The organism is Plantactinospora sp. CA-294935 (assembly GCF_050936445.1).
In the GTDB taxonomy this organism is placed as follows: Bacteria; Actinomycetota; Actinomycetes; order Mycobacteriales; family Micromonosporaceae; genus Plantactinospora.
The window spans coordinates 632,815-647,910 of sequence record NZ_JBNJMU010000001.1 but is presented as its reverse complement, the minus strand read 5'-3'; the positions used below and the strand labels follow the sequence as shown (position 1 = coordinate 647,910).

General features: G+C 74.5%; 13 protein-coding genes. 1 reads left to right on the top strand and 12 read right to left on the bottom strand.

What is annotated here, in order from left to right:
* Positions 1 to 26 precede the first annotated feature (26 nt).
* The 7 genes from ACQEVC_RS02930 to ACQEVC_RS02900 all read right to left on the bottom strand — a co-directional run bounded on the left by ACQEVC_RS02930 (position 27) and on the right by ACQEVC_RS02900 (position 7,878).
* Complete coding sequence (locus ACQEVC_RS02930) at positions 27 to 2,030, bottom strand: IucA/IucC family protein (RefSeq protein ID WP_432873081.1); 2,004 nt, start codon at positions 2,028 to 2,030, stop codon at positions 27 to 29.
* Positions 2,027 to 3,226 carry an ATP-grasp domain-containing protein gene (locus ACQEVC_RS02925; RefSeq protein ID WP_432873079.1) on the bottom strand — a complete coding sequence of 400 codons (1,200 nt, stop codon included), beginning with the start codon at positions 3,224 to 3,226 and terminating at the stop codon, positions 2,027 to 2,029. The genes ACQEVC_RS02930 and ACQEVC_RS02925 overlap by 4 nt, the downstream gene beginning before the upstream one ends.
* A gap of 4 nt (positions 3,227 to 3,230) precedes the next feature.
* Positions 3,231 to 4,226 (bottom strand): ABC transporter substrate-binding protein, encoded by a 996-nt coding sequence (locus tag ACQEVC_RS02920; RefSeq protein ID WP_432873077.1) that lies wholly within the window; start codon positions 4,224 to 4,226, stop codon positions 3,231 to 3,233.
* Between the two features lie 153 nt (positions 4,227 to 4,379).
* Complete coding sequence (locus ACQEVC_RS02915) at positions 4,380 to 5,165, bottom strand: ABC transporter ATP-binding protein (RefSeq protein WP_432873076.1); 786 nt, start codon at positions 5,163 to 5,165, stop codon at positions 4,380 to 4,382.
* Between the two features lie 182 nt (positions 5,166 to 5,347).
* Positions 5,348 to 6,493: a FecCD family ABC transporter permease gene (locus ACQEVC_RS02910; protein WP_432873074.1), complete on the bottom strand. Its 1,146-nt coding sequence runs from the start codon at positions 6,491 to 6,493 to the stop codon at positions 5,348 to 5,350.
* Positions 6,490 to 7,566 (bottom strand): FecCD family ABC transporter permease, encoded by a 1,077-nt coding sequence (locus ACQEVC_RS02905; RefSeq protein ID WP_432873072.1) that lies wholly within the window; start codon positions 7,564 to 7,566, stop codon positions 6,490 to 6,492. The genes ACQEVC_RS02910 and ACQEVC_RS02905 overlap by 4 nt, the downstream gene beginning before the upstream one ends.
* A gap of 117 nt (positions 7,567 to 7,683) precedes the next feature.
* The gene (locus ACQEVC_RS02900; protein ID WP_318401968.1) at positions 7,684 to 7,878 is read right to left on the bottom strand and encodes a CsbD family protein; all 195 of its coding nucleotides are present in this window, start codon (positions 7,876 to 7,878) and stop codon (positions 7,684 to 7,686) included.
* A gap of 175 nt (positions 7,879 to 8,053) precedes the next feature.
* On the opposite strand from ACQEVC_RS02900, the gene ACQEVC_RS02895 reads away from it, so the two are divergent.
* Positions 8,054 to 9,643 (top strand): SMI1/KNR4 family protein, encoded by a 1,590-nt coding sequence (locus ACQEVC_RS02895; protein WP_432873070.1) that lies wholly within the window; start codon positions 8,054 to 8,056, stop codon positions 9,641 to 9,643.
* Positions 9,644 to 9,669: 26 nt separating this feature from the next.
* Here ACQEVC_RS02895 and ACQEVC_RS02890 read toward each other — a convergent pair whose 3' ends face one another.
* From ACQEVC_RS02890 to ACQEVC_RS02870, 5 genes are all read right to left on the bottom strand, one after another.
* Positions 9,670 to 10,446, bottom strand: coding sequence for an ABC transporter permease (locus tag ACQEVC_RS02890; RefSeq protein ID WP_432873068.1), 777 nt, complete (start codon positions 10,444 to 10,446; stop codon positions 9,670 to 9,672).
* A gap of 280 nt (positions 10,447 to 10,726) precedes the next feature.
* Positions 10,727 to 11,461, bottom strand: coding sequence for a cellulose binding domain-containing protein (locus tag ACQEVC_RS02885; protein WP_432873066.1), 735 nt, complete (start codon positions 11,459 to 11,461; stop codon positions 10,727 to 10,729).
* Between the two features lie 71 nt (positions 11,462 to 11,532).
* Positions 11,533 to 11,916 (bottom strand): DUF742 domain-containing protein, encoded by a 384-nt coding sequence (locus ACQEVC_RS02880; RefSeq protein WP_346260122.1) that lies wholly within the window; start codon positions 11,914 to 11,916, stop codon positions 11,533 to 11,535.
* A gap of 6 nt (positions 11,917 to 11,922) precedes the next feature.
* Positions 11,923 to 12,330 (bottom strand): roadblock/LC7 domain-containing protein, encoded by a 408-nt coding sequence (locus tag ACQEVC_RS02875; protein WP_432873064.1) that lies wholly within the window; start codon positions 12,328 to 12,330, stop codon positions 11,923 to 11,925.
* Positions 12,314 to 14,521 carry a nitrate- and nitrite sensing domain-containing protein gene (locus ACQEVC_RS02870; protein WP_432873062.1) on the bottom strand — a complete coding sequence of 736 codons (2,208 nt, stop codon included), beginning with the start codon at positions 14,519 to 14,521 and terminating at the stop codon, positions 12,314 to 12,316. Before ACQEVC_RS02870 ends, ACQEVC_RS02875 begins: the two co-directional genes overlap by 17 nt.
* Positions 14,522 to 15,096 lie beyond the last annotated feature (575 nt).

Sequence of the window (15,096 nt, the reverse complement as noted above, 5' to 3'; positions counted from 1 at the left end):
GCGACGCGGCCCGCCCCCGACCGCGGTCACCGATCGGACCGCAGATAGTTGGGGCCGGTACGCAGGTAGTACTTGTTGATGTCGGCACAGCCGGTGCGCTGCTTCGGCAGCAGCGTTCCGGCGGTGAGCATCGCCTTGACCGGCAGGTGGTCGGCGGTCAGGACGCGCTCGGTGAGCAGCCGCCCGGCGGCGGCCACGTCCCAGCCGACCGGACCGGGTGCGTTCGTGACGCTATCGGGCGGGCCGGGCGGGGTCGTGCGGGGTGGGGTGCTGGTCCAGCGGTCCCGGGTGGCGAGCAGCCGGGGGCGCAGCGCCGGGCCCGGGTCCGGCACCGGTACGCCCCGCTCGGCGAGGGCGCGCAGTGGCGCCGCCGCGGCGAGGTGCAGCGTGATCGTGGTGAACACGTCGGCCAACTCGCCGGGATCCGTGATCCACATCCGTGCGTCCCGCAGGGCCGGCCCCGGGCGCCGGAAAAGCCGGGCACCGTCGTTGTCCTTGTAGAGCAGCCGGAGTCCGCCGCCGGCCGGTCCGGTCCGCTGCCGCCCGAGCTGGCCGGCGGCCGCCGGACCACCGGCCGGTCCGGTGCCGCCCGGCCCGGGACCGGCGCCGATGCCCCGGTCGGTCTCGTCGGGCGGGTCGGTGCCGTCGGGCCGGTCGGTGTCATCGGGCGGGTCGAGGACGAGGTGGATGTTCTGCTGGTGCGCCTCCAGCGCGATACCGTGCCGCAGCCAGAGATAACCGTGCCAGCCGACCAGCAGGTCCAGATAGGACTCAAGCAGCGGGCGTGGATCCGCCCCGGCCACCCGCTGCGCGACGGTCCCGCCGGCCGGGTCCTTGGCGGCCAGCGCGGCGACCGGGACCACGACCCGCCCGGCCAGTTCGGCCGGGAAGCGGCGGACCAGGAAGGACCGGACGGGATCGCCGGCATGGCCGTAGCAGCTCTCGTCGGCGTGCAGGATCCGACCCGCGAACGCCGGCTCGGCGGCGGCGATCCGGGCCAGCAGCCGGTGCAGTTCCGCGCCGTCGACCAGGGTGCCCGGCGCGATGGTACGGATGTTCCGGGCCCCGAGCGCCGCCGTGGCCAGCGGCAGCTTCAGGTGCGTGTACGGGTCGTCGACCAGCGCCACCGTCCGGGTCGACAGGGTCGGCCGGACGAGCACCTCGGGCGCGTCGGCGCGGACCGGCAGGTGGAGCCGGTCGGCGGTGACCGGATGCACCGGCAGCAGTACCGTCTCCGGCTCATCGGACGGCGGCCACCAGTGCGGCAGCGCACCGGCGAGGGTCAGTTCGGCGCGGGGCACCGGCAGCCAGCGCAGCGCGAAGGTCGGGGCGTGCTCCGGGGCGTACCCGAGCAGGGCGGTGCGGTCCAGGCCGATCCGGGCCCGGCTGGTCGGATAGACCGGGTGATCCGCCCGGGCGGCCAGTACGTCGTCGAGCAGCGCTCCGGCCATCCCGTCCGGGGTACGGGCGCGGGTGGCGAGCAGGTCGGGGTAGACCCGGGAGCGGGTCTCGGCGGCGAGCCGGCGGGCGACGAGATCGTCCCGGCACTCGGCGCGGAACGCGGCCCACCCCGCCTCGGCCTCCGGGTCGTCCACCGGGGCGAGCACGTCGAGCAGCTTGTCGAGGCTCCGCACCACCCGCCCTCGGGCACCTGAGCCGTTCTCGCCGTCGCGCAGCACCATTCGCTCCGGGTCCGGCTCGTCGTCCGGCGGTACGGCCGGCTCCGGCCCGTTGTCGGGCAGCACCACCAGTTCCGGCCGGGCGGTACGCAGTTCGTGCTGGAACCCGTCCGGCTCGACCGGCAGCCGCAGCCGGGCACCGGGAATCCGGGTGAGCCACCATGGGCCGCTGCGACGCCCGTTGCCGGCCAGGCCGAGGTGGTCCTCGCGGAGCAGCGCGTCCAGTACCCGCTGGAAGAGCTGCCGCTCGGCGGCGTCGGCGCCGGCCCCGGGCGCCGCACCGCCTGCGGAGGTCCGCCGGCCCCGCCGGCGAGCGCCGCCGTCCGGTTCCGCTCGTTTTCGCGTTGTCATGGATCGATCTTCCAGCGGTGGGCCGCCCGGAAGTCGCGGAGCGCCTCGCGCACGGTCGCCGGATCGGGGCCGATCCCGTGCAGCGCGGCCAGATAGTCCCGGTTGGTACCGGTCAGTGGCGCCGTCACCCCGACCGTCCGCAGTGGACGCGAGCCGAGCAGGACCCCGCCCGGTCCGGTCGCGTCCACCGGGCCGGGCGCGGCGACCAGGGTCCCGGAACGGTCGGCACAGACCCACTCGACCCGGGCGTGCCGGGCCAGGCTCACCGGGTCGGGCAGGGCCGGCAGCGGATCGCCGGCGTGGATCCGGATGACGTGCGCGAAGAGGGGCAGGCCGAGCAGTTCGGCCATCACCAGGTCGACCCGGTCGCCGATCAGCCGGTAGTTGACCTCGACGAGCCGGGCCCGGCCGTCGGCGACGACGAACTCGGTGTGGCAGGCGCCGAAGCCGACGCCGAGCGCGTCGAGCTGGGCGAGCACCTGGGCCAGCACCGGCGCCGGCAGGTCGGGTGCCCAGTCGAGGGCCTCCTCGGTGAAGGTCGGCGGCGGTCCGAGGCTGGTCCGCCAGCCGCCGAGCACGCCGGTCGTCGTGCCGTCGCCGAGGGTCTCCAGCGTGTGCAGGTCGCCGGCCAGGTATTCCTCGACCAGCAGGCTCTGGCCGGGCCGCCGGGCGCGGATCTCCGTGACCCGGCGGCGCAGCTCGGCCATACCGTCGACCAGATAGACGTCCTCGCTGGCCACGCCCTCGCGGGGCTTCACCACCGCCGGAAACGGCACGGTCGCGGCCCGCTCCGGGGAATCGTCCGGGCCGAGCGCCACCGCCGCCACCCGGTCCAGTCCGGCGTCGGCGACGGTACGCCGGGTCAGCCGCTTGTCCTTGCCGCGCAGCGTCGCCCGCCAGTCCTTGCCGGGCAGTCCCAGGTATTCCGCGGCGAGCGCGGTGGGGGTCTGTAGGTGGTCGCTGTTGGACAGCAGCGCGACCGGCGGCTCGCCCCGGTGCACCGCGTCGAGTACGCCCCGCACGTCGCGGACGTCCGCACCGGACACCTCCGCCCCGGACCGCTGGGCCGGGCTCGCCGGCCAGGCGGCAGGCTGGTCGGTCAGCACCGTCACCGGCAGCCCGAGCCGGGCGGCCGCCGGCAGGAAGCCGTCGAGTACCGAGTCGGTCGGGTTGAGCGCGGTCAGATAGAGCCGCACGGCGTTACTTCGCGGGGTCGACCTGGAAGGTCTGCGCGAGGTCGTCGAGGACGAAGTGGGCACCCTGGACCGAGACGGAGGTCATCCAGAGTTCGTCCTTGACCTCGTACACGTGCTTGGTCTGCACCCCGGCGAGCCGGGTCCACAGCGGGTTGGCCTGGAACCTCTGCTTGTAGCTCTCGCCGCCGCTGTAGGTGGTGACGAAGATGTGGTCCGCGTCGGCCAGCTCGATCTGCTCCTCGCTGATCTCGGTGGCGAAGGTGTCCCCGCTCTGCGAGGCAGGGCGCTTCAGCCCGGCGTCGGCCAGGATGATCCCGATGAACGACGCCTTCGCCATCAGCCGGGTCGGGCCGTCCACGAACCGGACCACCGAGACGGACGGGTTGTTCGCCTTGGCGTTGACCTCGTCGCCGATCTTCTTGGCCCGCGCCTCGTACGCGGTCAACTCCTGTTCCGCCTTGGTCTCCTCGCCGAGCGCCTTGCCGAGCAGGGTGATGTTGTCCTTCCAGATCGGGCCGGTGGTCTTGACGAAGACGGTGGGCGCGATCGCGGAGAGCTTGTCGTAGAGCGCCTCGTGCCGGACGGTCGCCGACACGATCAGGTCCGGCCGGAGCGAGGCGATCAGTTCGAGGTTCGGGTTGTCCAGCGGGCCGATGTCCTTGGTGTCCTTGACCGCGTCGCCGAGATAGTCCGGGAAGCTCTGCTGGTTCCGGTAGCTGGCGACCCCGCCGACCAGCGGCCGGTCGAGCAGTACGACCGCCTCCACCAGGCTGTTGTCCAGCGCCACGATCCGTTGCGGCTTCGCCTTGATTTCGGTGCTGCCCTTGTCGTGGGTGATGGTGCGGGGGAATCCGGCGTCGACGGCGGCCCCCTGACCGGTGTCGGACCCGCCCGCCGGGTCCGAGGTGCCGCAGGCCGACAGCCCGACGGCCAGGGTCAGCCCGGTCAGGCCGGCGGCGAGCCGGAGGGCTGCCCCGCGACCGCGCGCGAATCGACGCATGGAACTTCCTTCTTCCTGTACTAAGGTAAGGCTCTCCTACTTCGCAGTTAGGTTAGCCTTGCTCACCGCTGAATGGAAACTGCGAAACCGATCACCCGGGTCGTGTCGCCCCTGGTCACCGACTCCCCGGCCTTCCCGCACCGGCACAACCGGTCACCGGCGACGACCCTCGGGTACGACGATCGGGGTGCCGGCCACCGGGCAGGGGATGATCCGGCAGTCCAGGCCGAACACCTCGCGGACCAGCTCCGGGGTCACCACCTCGGCCGGCGGCCCGGCCGCGACGACCCGGCCGGCCCGCATCGCGACCAGGTGGTCGGCGTACCGGCACGCCTGGTTGAGGTCGTGCAGCACCATCACCACCGTGGTGCCGTCCCGCTGGTTCAACTCGGCGACCAGCTCCAGCACGTCCACCTGGTAGGCCAGGTCCAGATAGGTGGTCGGCTCGTCCAGCAGCAGCACCCGGGTGTCCTGGGCCAGCGCCAGCGCGATCCAGACCCGCTGCCGCTGCCCGCCGGAGAGTTCGTCGACGTTCCGGTCGGCCAGCTCGGCGGTGCCGGTGGCGGCCAGCGCCGTGTCGACGACCTGCTCGTCGGCCCGGGACCACTGCCGCCACCAGTGCTGGTGCGGGGTACGCCCCCGGGCCACCAGGTCCCGCACGGTGATCCCGTCCGGGGCGATCGGTGACTGCGGCAGCAGCGCCAACCGCTGGGCGAGTTCCCGGTTCGACAGGCCGGCGATCGGGTCCCCGTCGAGATAGACGACCCCGGCGGCCGGTGCCAGCAGCCGGGACAGCGCCCGCAGCGCCGTCGACTTCCCACAGGCGTTCGGCCCGACCAGCGCGCTGACCTTGCCGGCCGGCAGCTCGATGTCGAGGCCCTCGGCCACGATCCGGTCGCCGTACCCCAGCCGAAGGTTGCTGCCCAGCAGCGCGGTCATCTGGTCCTCCACATGATCGTCGGGCCTCGCCGGTCGCCGGCACCGGTCGAGATGTCCTGCCGTCGTGGGCCGGCGTACGCCCCGCCGGACGCTGAACCTTTCCACCCGAACCGCGCGACGGCTGCGCTCCGGCTGCCACCTCCGGCCGGGACGGACCGCAGGGGGAGATGGAAGAGGTCCACTCAGCCGGCCCGGCCGACCCGGTTCGCCCGGGCCAGCAACCACATCAGGTACGGCGCCCCGACCGCACCGGTGACGACGCCGACCGGCAGCTCGATCGGGGCGAGCACCAGCCGGGCCGCCAGGTCGGCGAGGAGTAGCAGGGCCGCACCGACGCAGCCGCTGGTCAGCAGTGGCAGGTTGGCGGTACCGGTGAGCCGCCGGGCGATCTGCGGTGCGGCGAGTGCCACGAAACCGATCGGGCCGGCCGCCGCCGTCGCCACCGCCGCCAGCACGACCGAGGCGAGCAGCAACACGATCCGGGCCCGGTCCACCGGCAGACCCAGCGCCCGTGCGGTGTCGTCGCCGTACTGGAGCAACTGGTACGGCCGGATCAGCGCCAGCACCACCGGTACGACCGCCAGCAGGGCCAGCCCCATCCACCAGGCGTGCTCGAAGCCGCGCCCGTTCAGCGAGCCGGTCAGCCAGACCATCGCCCGGGACGCCTCGTCGATGTCGGCCCGGGCCAGCAGCCAGCTCGTCAGTGCGGTGAGCGCCCCCTGCACGCCGATGCCGACGAGTACGAACCGGAACCCGGTGATGGTGCCGTCCCGGAACGCCATCCCGTAGCTGATGCTCGCCGCGACCAGCGCGCCGAGCAGCGCGCCGAACGGAACGCTGGCGTACGAGCCGGAGCCGGCCGAGGTCACCCCGCCGATCAGCACCGCGGCCACCCCGCCGGTGCTGGCCCCGGCGGTCACGCCGATCAGGTCCGGGCTGGCCAGCGGGTTGCGGGTGACCGCCTGCATCAGTGCTCCGGCCAGCCCGAACGCGCAGCCGACCAGCAGCGCGGTCAGTGCCCGGGGCAGCCGCAGCTCGCGCACGATCAGGGTGGCGTCCGCACCGCCGGTGCCGGTGAGGGCGGCCACGACGTCACCGACCGGGATCGGGAACTCGCCGACCGAGACCGAGGCGACCAGCCCGGCGGCGGCGAGCACGACCACCAGCAGCAGCACCCCGACCACCCGGGGCCGGACGATGCCGCCGAGCCCGGCCAGCTCCCAGCCCACCCGGCCCCGTTGCCGGGCCGCCCCGACAACCGGCGACGCACCCGTCCCGGGCGGCGATGCCGGCGCGGCCCGGTCGGGGAGGCGCAGCTTCAGGTTCACCGGGTCTGCTCCCGGAACCGGCCGCGCTTCACCAGGACGATCAGGAAGGGGGCACCGATCATCGCGGTCACCACGCCGGCCTGCACCTCGCCGGGGTGGTCGAGGAGCCGGCCCAGGGTGTCGGCGCCGAGCAGCAGCGCGGCACCGGCCAGCGCCGACCCGGGCAGCAGCCACCGCAGGTCCGGGCCGGTGAAGGTGCGTACCAGGTGCGGCACGACCAGCCCGACGAAGGTGACCGGACCGGCGGCGGCCACCGCGGCGCCGGTCAGCAGGATCACGCCGGCCGCGCCGAGCAGCCGGGTGGTGCCGACCCGCACTCCGAGCGAGCCGGCGAGGTCGTCACCGAGGGCGAGCGCGTTCAGCCGTGGCGTGATGACCGCGACCAGCAGCAGCCCGGCCAGGACGAACGGGCTCAGTTGACCGGCCAGGCCGCCGTCCCGGCCGGCGAGCGAGCCGACCGCCCAGAACCGGTACTGGTCCAGGGTGCGGACGTCCAGCAGCACCAGCGCGTTGGTGAGGCTCATCAGCAGCGCGGTGACCGCCGCGCCGGCGAGTGCGAGTTTGACCGGGGAGGCGCTGCCCCGGCTCGCCGACGCCCGGGCCGCACCGCCGACGGCGTAGACGAGGGCGCCGGCCAGGGCCGCACCGAGGAAGGCGAACCAGACGTACTGGTAGGGCGAGGTCAGTCCGAGCACCCCGATGCTGGTCGCCACCGCCAGGGCGGCTCCGGCCGAGACGCCGAGCAGTCCGGGATCGCCGAGCGGGTTGCGGGTGAGTTCCTGGGCCAGCGTGCCGGCCACCCCGAGCGCGACCCCGACCAGCAGGCCGAGCAGCGTACGCGGGAAGCGCAGTTCCGCGACGAGCAGCGCGTCTCCGCTCCGGTCACCGGTCAGCGCCCGCAACGCCTCGCCCGGCGGTACGTGCTTCGCGCCGATCAGCACGCTCGCCAGGCAGGCCAGCGCGACCGCGGCGAGCAGCACCAGCACCAGGGCGGTACGCCGACCGGCCGTGGTCCGGGGCGGGGGCGGCGGCGCCTGGCCCGGTACTGCCGGGGTGCGGAGGGTTAGGGGCACCTAAGTAAGATAAGCCATGCCTAACCAGCAGCTCAGCGGGGTTGCCGGCGGCACGGCGAACCCGGCTGGTGGGTGCCCAGGGTCAAGGCAGCCACCAGCCGGGTTCGCCGGTGGAACTCAGGGCCGGAACGCGTCCCGGGTGTCCCGTGCGGCGTCGCCCACGTGGTCACCGGCCTGCTTGACGTTCGCCTCGGTCTGCTCGGTGGCGCCCTCGGCGCGAAGCCGCTCGTTGCCGGTCGCCTCGCCGGCCTTCTCCTTGGCCGCTCCGGCTACTTCCTCGATCTTGTGCCGGATCTTGTCTCCCATGCCCATCGTGTCCTCCAGTTTCTCGCCGAGGTGCTCTCCGCACCTCGCCGACTCCTAAGTGCCCGCCGGTGCCCCGAGCGAAACGGGCGCCCCGGGCGCCTTGGCGGCCCTGCCGGCTGGCCCGAGCGGTCCCCGCGTACCCGGCGGTTCGGTAGGCTGCGGGCGACCTGGGGAGGCGTCGATGTCCTGGCCGGACGGTGGACCGTGGGTGGTCGCCACGACCTCGTCGACCACGAGTTGGGCCGTGGCCACGGCAGCCCTCTGCGCGGCGTCGACGGCCCGGGCGGCGGTGCTCCGGATCGTCGACGACGATTCCGACGTACCGCCCGCACCGCTGCCGGACAACCTCGCCAGCTACCTCGAAATACGCGCCGGTGCCGTCGACCCGGTACGCGTGGACGACCTGGTCGGGCTCGTCGGGGCGCTGTCGCGTACCCATGGGCTGGTCCTGGTGACCGGGGCGCCCGGTCTCGTCGTACCGCTGGGTCGCGCTGGCTGGACCCTCGCGGACCTGGCCTGGGCGCTCGGCGCTCCGGTGGTGCTCGTCGCCGACCTGGGGCCCGACGCGGCCAACCACACCACGCTGGCCCTCGACGTCCTCGACGGACGAGATCTCACCGGTACGGTCGTCGCGGTCGGCGACGGTGACGAACTCGCCGGCCTGCCGGTCGGGCTGGCCGGTCGGATTCCGGCGGACGCGGCCGACCGGCCGGAGGCGTTCCGGGCGGCGGCCCCGGGCTGGCTCGATCCGCTGCTGCACGCCGGCCGCCGTCCGACCCCGGCGCCGTCCGGGGTCGCACCACCAGCCACGCCACCCACCGACCCTGCCGCGCGATCGGCCGCTGGTGCCACGTCGGCGGCCGGGGCGGCGTCGGGTTCCGGTGCGGGGCCGGGGAGGTCGGGCCGCATCGTGGCGGAGCCGATGGGGCATCGGGCGGCGGCCCGGACGCCCGCCCGGCGGACGGTCAGCGGCAAGCGGGTGCTGGTCGTCCTGCTGGTGGTCTTCCTCGCCTCGGTGCTGCTGCTCTGCGGCCTGACCCTCGTCGCACCGACCGGTCCGGTGGTGACCCACCGGATCACCACGATCCAGGAGATGCCGAACGAGGCAGGGCCGACCGCCCGGCTGCCGACCCCGGTCCGGACCTCGACCCCGGCCCGGTCTCCGTCCGTCGCCGCCTGCGCCCGGCCCGCCGGAAAGGTGGTCGGCACCGTGCCGGACGAGGCGACCACGGCCCGGGTCGACGCCGCCTGGCTGCGCATCGAGCGCTGGCTGGCCCGGCACGCCCCGCGCAGCCGGGCCGGCCTGCGCCCGCCGGCCGCACCGGCCCGGATCGCCGCGCTCCAGGCCCGGATGTCGGTGGCGTTCCCCGCCGACCTGGTCGCCTCGCTGCGCCGGCACGACGGGGCGGACAACTTCGATCTCCCACCCTTCTACCGGCCGCTGCGGCTCGACCAGATCGCCACGGACTGGGCGGTGAACTGCAGGGTCCGGGCCGACGTGTCGATGGACGACCACTGGTGGCACCCGTCCTTCGTACCGTTCGCGTCGGCCGGTGACGGCGGAAGCCTGCTGGTCGACCAGCGGCCCGGTGGGCACGGCCGGGTCGGCGAGTTCTATCCCGAGGACGGCACCGGCTTCGACGGCTGGCCAGCCTCGGTCACCGAACTGCTGGTCGGGGTGGCGAAGTCGCTGGAGACCGGCGAGCCGTACTCCGGGCGGTACCGTCCGACCGTCGACGCCGAGGGCCGGCTCGACTGGACGATCAGCTAGCGGCCTGACGGCGGGATGCCGTCGGATCAGCGACGGGGCGGGGCGGAGCCGGCCGGTTGCGGGGCGGCGGTCAACCGGTGCCGGGCGACCAGTTCGACGGTTCCGGCGATGGCGATCGCCTCCACGGCGAGCAACGCGACGAGGATGAGCAACTGGGTCGCGCCGGCCTGCACCGGGCTCGCACCGCCGAGCAGTACGCCGACGAAAGCGCCGGGCAGCGTGACGAGTCCGACCGTACGGGTCTGGTCGAGGGCCGGCACCAGGGCCTGGCCGGCCGAGGTCCGGCACACCTCCATCGCGGCGTCCCGGTCGGAGAAACCGAGGGCGAGCCCCGCCTCGTACTCGCCGTGCCGGGTGCGCAACTCGTCCAGGGCGCGCCGGCCGGCCAGGCTGGTCGCGGTCATCGCACCGCCGATCAGGATCCCGGCCGTGGGCAGTACGGCCAGCGGTGTCGGCGGTACGGCGCCGGTGCTGACGAGCAGGGTCAGCGCCGGGGCGACGCCGAGCCAGATGGGGAGCAGGGTGACCCAGCCGGTACGTCCACCGGTCACCCGGCGGGCGGAGGTGCCGGCCGCGACCACGTACATCACGACGACGAAGAGCAGTGTGGACCACCAGGAGCGGAGGACCAGGACGATGATTGCGGAGACCGCCGCGAGCTGGATCGCGGCCCGGCCGGAGGCGGTCAGTACCGCCCGGCCCGGGCCGAGCCTTGCCCAGCCGACGACCCCGGCGCCGAGCAGTGCCAGCGCCGCCAGGACGACGAAGAAGGCCGGCCCGAGGTTGATCGAGGTCTGATCCATGACCCGGATTGTGGCCACCACGACGGCGGGCCGCATCAGGCGGGTGACAGCCGGCTGCCCGATGACCGCCGCCGGCCGACGTTGCGGCTGCCGTCCCGCCACGACCGCCGGCCGGCGGCTGTGCGTGCTGGCCGGCGGGTGTGCCCGTTGGCGGGTGGCTGTGCGTGCTGGCCGGCGGGTGTGCCCGTTGGCGGGTGGCTGTGCGTGCTGGCCGGCGGGTGTGCCCGTTGGCGGGTGGCTGTGCGTGTTGCCGGGGGTGGCTAGGCCTGTTGGCGGGCGGCTACGCCTCGCAGGGGCGGTTGTTGATCGTGCATGCCGTCGGCTCCCCGTCGATCAGCGCGCCGTCGACCCGGAAGCGCACCTGCACCGAGCCGCGTGCCGGCACCCGACTGGTCGACTGGTTCGGGACGAAGGTCCAGGTGGCGCCCTCGCGGCTGGCCTGGGCGCCGTCCACCGCGGCGACGGACTGGGTCGTCCGGGGCAGCGTGATGACGAGCCGCCAGCCGCTGGCCGGAGCCGGACCGGGGTTGGTGATGGTCACCGAGGCGGTGTAGTTGAGCAGCGTGACGTCCTCGGTCGCGTACCGGGCGGCCAGGGTCGGCGGGGGAGCCGGTGACGGGGACGCGGAGCGCTCCGGCCTGCTCCGGGTCCCGTTCCCGGGCGGCGTCGGCGACGGGGGCAACGGCGAGGATGCGGGTGGGGTCGCGCTGCCGCTGGCACCGTCCGTCCCGTCCCCGGGGTCCACCTCGATCTCGGCGGAGGGTGGCGGCACCACCCCCAGCGGCGCGAACTGATCCGGCGTCCGGAGCAGGGTGACGACCAGGAACCCGGTGCCGATGACCGTGGCCAGCGCCGCCACGACGATCACGCTCGCCACCACCCGGTCGCTCCGGCGAGCCGGCAGCAGCCCGACCACCCGGCGGGCCAGGGCGCGTATCGCCGCCACCCCGGCGAGCAGCACGTCGAGGATGGCGACCGGCAGGGTACGCGCCGGACGTTGTCGAACTTTGCGCACGTGTCTTCCCTTTCGCTGCACGGATGGCGACGCCCCCGCCGCCCCCGCCCGTCAGACCCGGGCCGAGCGGATCAGAGCGCCCGCAACCCGGCGAGCACAGCCTCCAGCAGATCTTCCGAGGGCGCGTCCAGCACCGGTGGCTCGTGGGTGTCGATCAGTCCCGCGTCCAGCAGGTCACCGAGTAGCACCCGTACGGTGCCGACCGGCAGGTCCAGCGCGGCCGCGATCTCCGCCACCGAGAGCGGCCGGCGACAACTGGCGAGGATCTCGGACTGTTCCGGCGTCAGTTCGGCGCGCTGCGGCACCGGCCAGCGGGCCACTACCAGAGAGATCAGATCGAACTGTCCCCGGATCGGCTGGGTCCTGCCCCGCGTCATCGCGTAGGGGCGGACCACCGGCCCGGCGTCCTGGTCGTACCAGGCGTCGTCGTGCCGACCTCCTGCACCGGTGCGCACCCCGTGTCACCCCCCGGTCAGGTCATCGGCCGATACCGGGAAGGTGGGCAGGTGCGAGTCCGCCCGGCCGGCTGCCAGCGCCACCTCGTACGCCATCTCGTCGACGTCGGCGTCCCCGGCGAACCGAACGGCGAGGATCGCGCCACCCCGGGTCGCGGCCACGAACAGGAAGGCCCGGTGCATCTGCACGATGACCTGCCGTACTCCACCGGGGCCGGAATATCGGGCGGCGGCCTGGGCCAGCGCCTGCAACCCGGCGACCACACTGGAGAGCTGGTCGGCGAGTTCGCCGCCGACCCCCCGGGAGACCCCGAGCAGCAGCCCGTCGGGGGAGAGCGCCACGGCGTGCTCGGCCGCGGAGACCCGGTCCACGAATTCGTCGAGTATCCGGACCAGGTTATCCGTCGTGACCACTGCGTGAGTCACCTGTCGTCCTCTCGCTGCTCTCGGTTTGGTCGTCGGTGGGTGCCGGGAGCGCTACCGGCAGCTCCATCGTCGCCGACCAGTCGGTTTCGGCGTGCCGGACGGGCGCGCCGTTCGGAGCGGAGCCGGCGGTCCGGCTCGGGGTGCCGACCGGGGCGTCCGGGTCCGGACGGCGGATCCGGACCGGCAGAGCCGGGGCGGCCCCAGGTCGGGGCGCACCAGTCGGCTGTCCGACGGCGGTGTCGGTCGGCCGCCCCGATGCGGTGGTGGTGCCCGGGGCAGGCGTCGGTTCGGGCTCGGATGTCTCGACCAGCAGCGTAGCCGGCACCAGCACGATCGCGGCCGTCCCGCCCCGAGGCCCGGCCGTCAATTCGACGGTGACGCCGTGCCGGCGGGCGAGCCGGCCGACCACGTACATCCCGACCGCGCCGTTGAGCGGTCCGGCGTTGGGCGTGTCCCGGATCAACTCGTTGACGGCGTCCAGTTCGGCGCGACCCCGGCCGACGCCGTCGTCACTGACGATGATCGCCCGACCGCCGTCGCGTACCTCGCCGGCGATCCGGACCGTGGTGGTCGGGGCCGAGCCGGATAGCGCGGCCTCGATGATTTCGGCCAGCAGGTGGATCAGGTCGGGTAGGGCCCGCCCGGCGACCGCCCCCGACCAGTTGGGGGCCACCAGTACCCGTGGATAGTCGGACACCTCGGCCACCGCACCCCGTACGACGTCGACCAGCGGCACCGGCCGCCGCCAGCGCCGGCCCGGCGTACCTCCGGAGAGGCTGATGAGCTGTTCCACGTTGCGCCGGATCCGGGTGGCGAGGTGGTCGAGCCGGAACAGTTCGGCCAGTTCCTCGGTGTCGGTCTCCCGCCGCTCCATCGCGTCGAGCAGGCCGATCTGCCGGTGCAGCAGGCTCTGGTTCTCCCGGGTCAACCAGACGTTGACCTCGCGGGCCCGCTGGTGCGCGGCGAGTCGGGTCGAGATCTGCGCGGCCCGTTCGGCCACCCGCTCGGTCTCCGCCTGCCGCTGTCCGGTCTGCGCCACGAGCTGCTCCCGCTGGCTGGCGAGCCGCTTGCGTTGGGCGGCCAGCTCGGCGGCCCGGCCGGTCAGCTCGGCGGCCCGGTTCCGCTGGGTGGCCAGCTCCGCCGCGAGGTCGTCCCGGGCACTGCTCAGCGTGGTGTTCTCGCTGCCCAGCTCGTCCAGCCGGGCGACGATCCGCCGGGTTTCGCGCACGGTCAGTACGGCGGCTGCCACCAGCACCACCAGGCCGAGGCCACCGACCAGTCCGGCCCGGACGACCACCCCGGCCGCGCCCCGGGTGGCCCGGTCGACGCTGTCCCGTACCCCGATGGTGACCAGGGTCCGCAGCTCGGACAGGGCCGGTTCGGTCGCCGCCTGCCAACGGGCGGGCGGGACTGGTGGGCCTCCGCCGTCCCAGTCGGCGGCCAGCAGTTCCGTCTCGGCGGCGTGCAGGGTCGCGAAGACCGGACCGGTGACCAGCCGCTCGTAGCCGGCCCGCTCCGTCCCGGGCAGTCCGGCCCCCGCCTCGGCCCGGGCGAATCGGGCCACCGCGACGAGGTCCGCCAGCCGGGTGTGCTCCGCCCCGGTCAACCGGGGCGCGGCGAGCGCCCCGGCCACCAGGGCGTCCTCCCGGGAGAGCAGCTCGGCGGCGCGGGACAGCGCGAGGAGGGTACGGGTCTCCTCGATCAGGTCACTCCGCCGGCTGGCCCACTGCGAGCCGTACACGGCGAAGCCGGCGTCGATGATGTTCCCGTACGACGCGGCGGCGCTGGCCCGGTCGACCCGGCCGCCGTCGACGTCGTCGCGGAGCGGCCGGAGGTCGTCCAGCCGCCGCACCAGTTCCGCCGCCCGCTCCCGGACCGCGCCGACGGTGGCCAGCCGGAGATCCGTCCGGTCGGTGAACCGCCGCAGCGCCCCGACCGCCGCGTCGGTGCGGGTGCGCTGTTCGAGCAGGGCGGCCCGGTGCCGGCCCGGTGCGGCCAGTTCGACCATGCTGAGCCGGCGTTCCGCCTGGAGGCCGAGGATCAGCGCGTCGGTCGGCTGGCCGAGCTCGGTGCCGAGGGTCCGGACCGCGAGCAGGTCCATCGCGTCCCGGGCGGTCAGGAAGGTGGCGTAGCCCCAGAGCACGGTCAGCACGACCAGCAGGGCGGCGCCCTTGGCCACGATCCGGGTGGGTGCCGACCCGACCGGCGATCCCGGCGACCCCGGCGACCCGGTCTCGCCGCCCCCGACCGGCCCGGACGCGGTCTCGCTCCGTGCCTGTGCGGCTTCGTCCCTTACCTGTGCGGCTTCGTTCCTCGCCGGCCGGGAGCCGCTGCGTGCCGGCCCGGACGCGGTCTCGCTCCGTGCTGGCCCGGGGTTCCCGCGCCCCGGACCGGGGTCGGTCCGCCCGGGCGGACCACCGGGCACGGCGCTGGGCCTACCTTCGGGTACCTGCCGCTTCGCCGGCCCGGCCGGAGCGGCCGGCTGTTCCCCCGGCCTGGCCTGGTTGCCAGGCTCTGCGGAGTTCCGCGCCCGACCGCCCGGCTGTTCGGAGTTCCGCGCCCGACCGCCCGGCTGTTCGGGGTGTCGTGCCTGGTTGCCGGGCTGTTCGGGGTGTCGTGGTCGGCCGCCGGGCTGACCTGGCGGCCGTGGCCGGCTGCCGGGCTGTTCCGTGGACCGGGCCCGATCGGCCGGCTGTTCCCCCGGCCGCGTCCGGTCGGCAGGTTGCTCGGTGGGGCGTACCGGGGTGCGGGGCC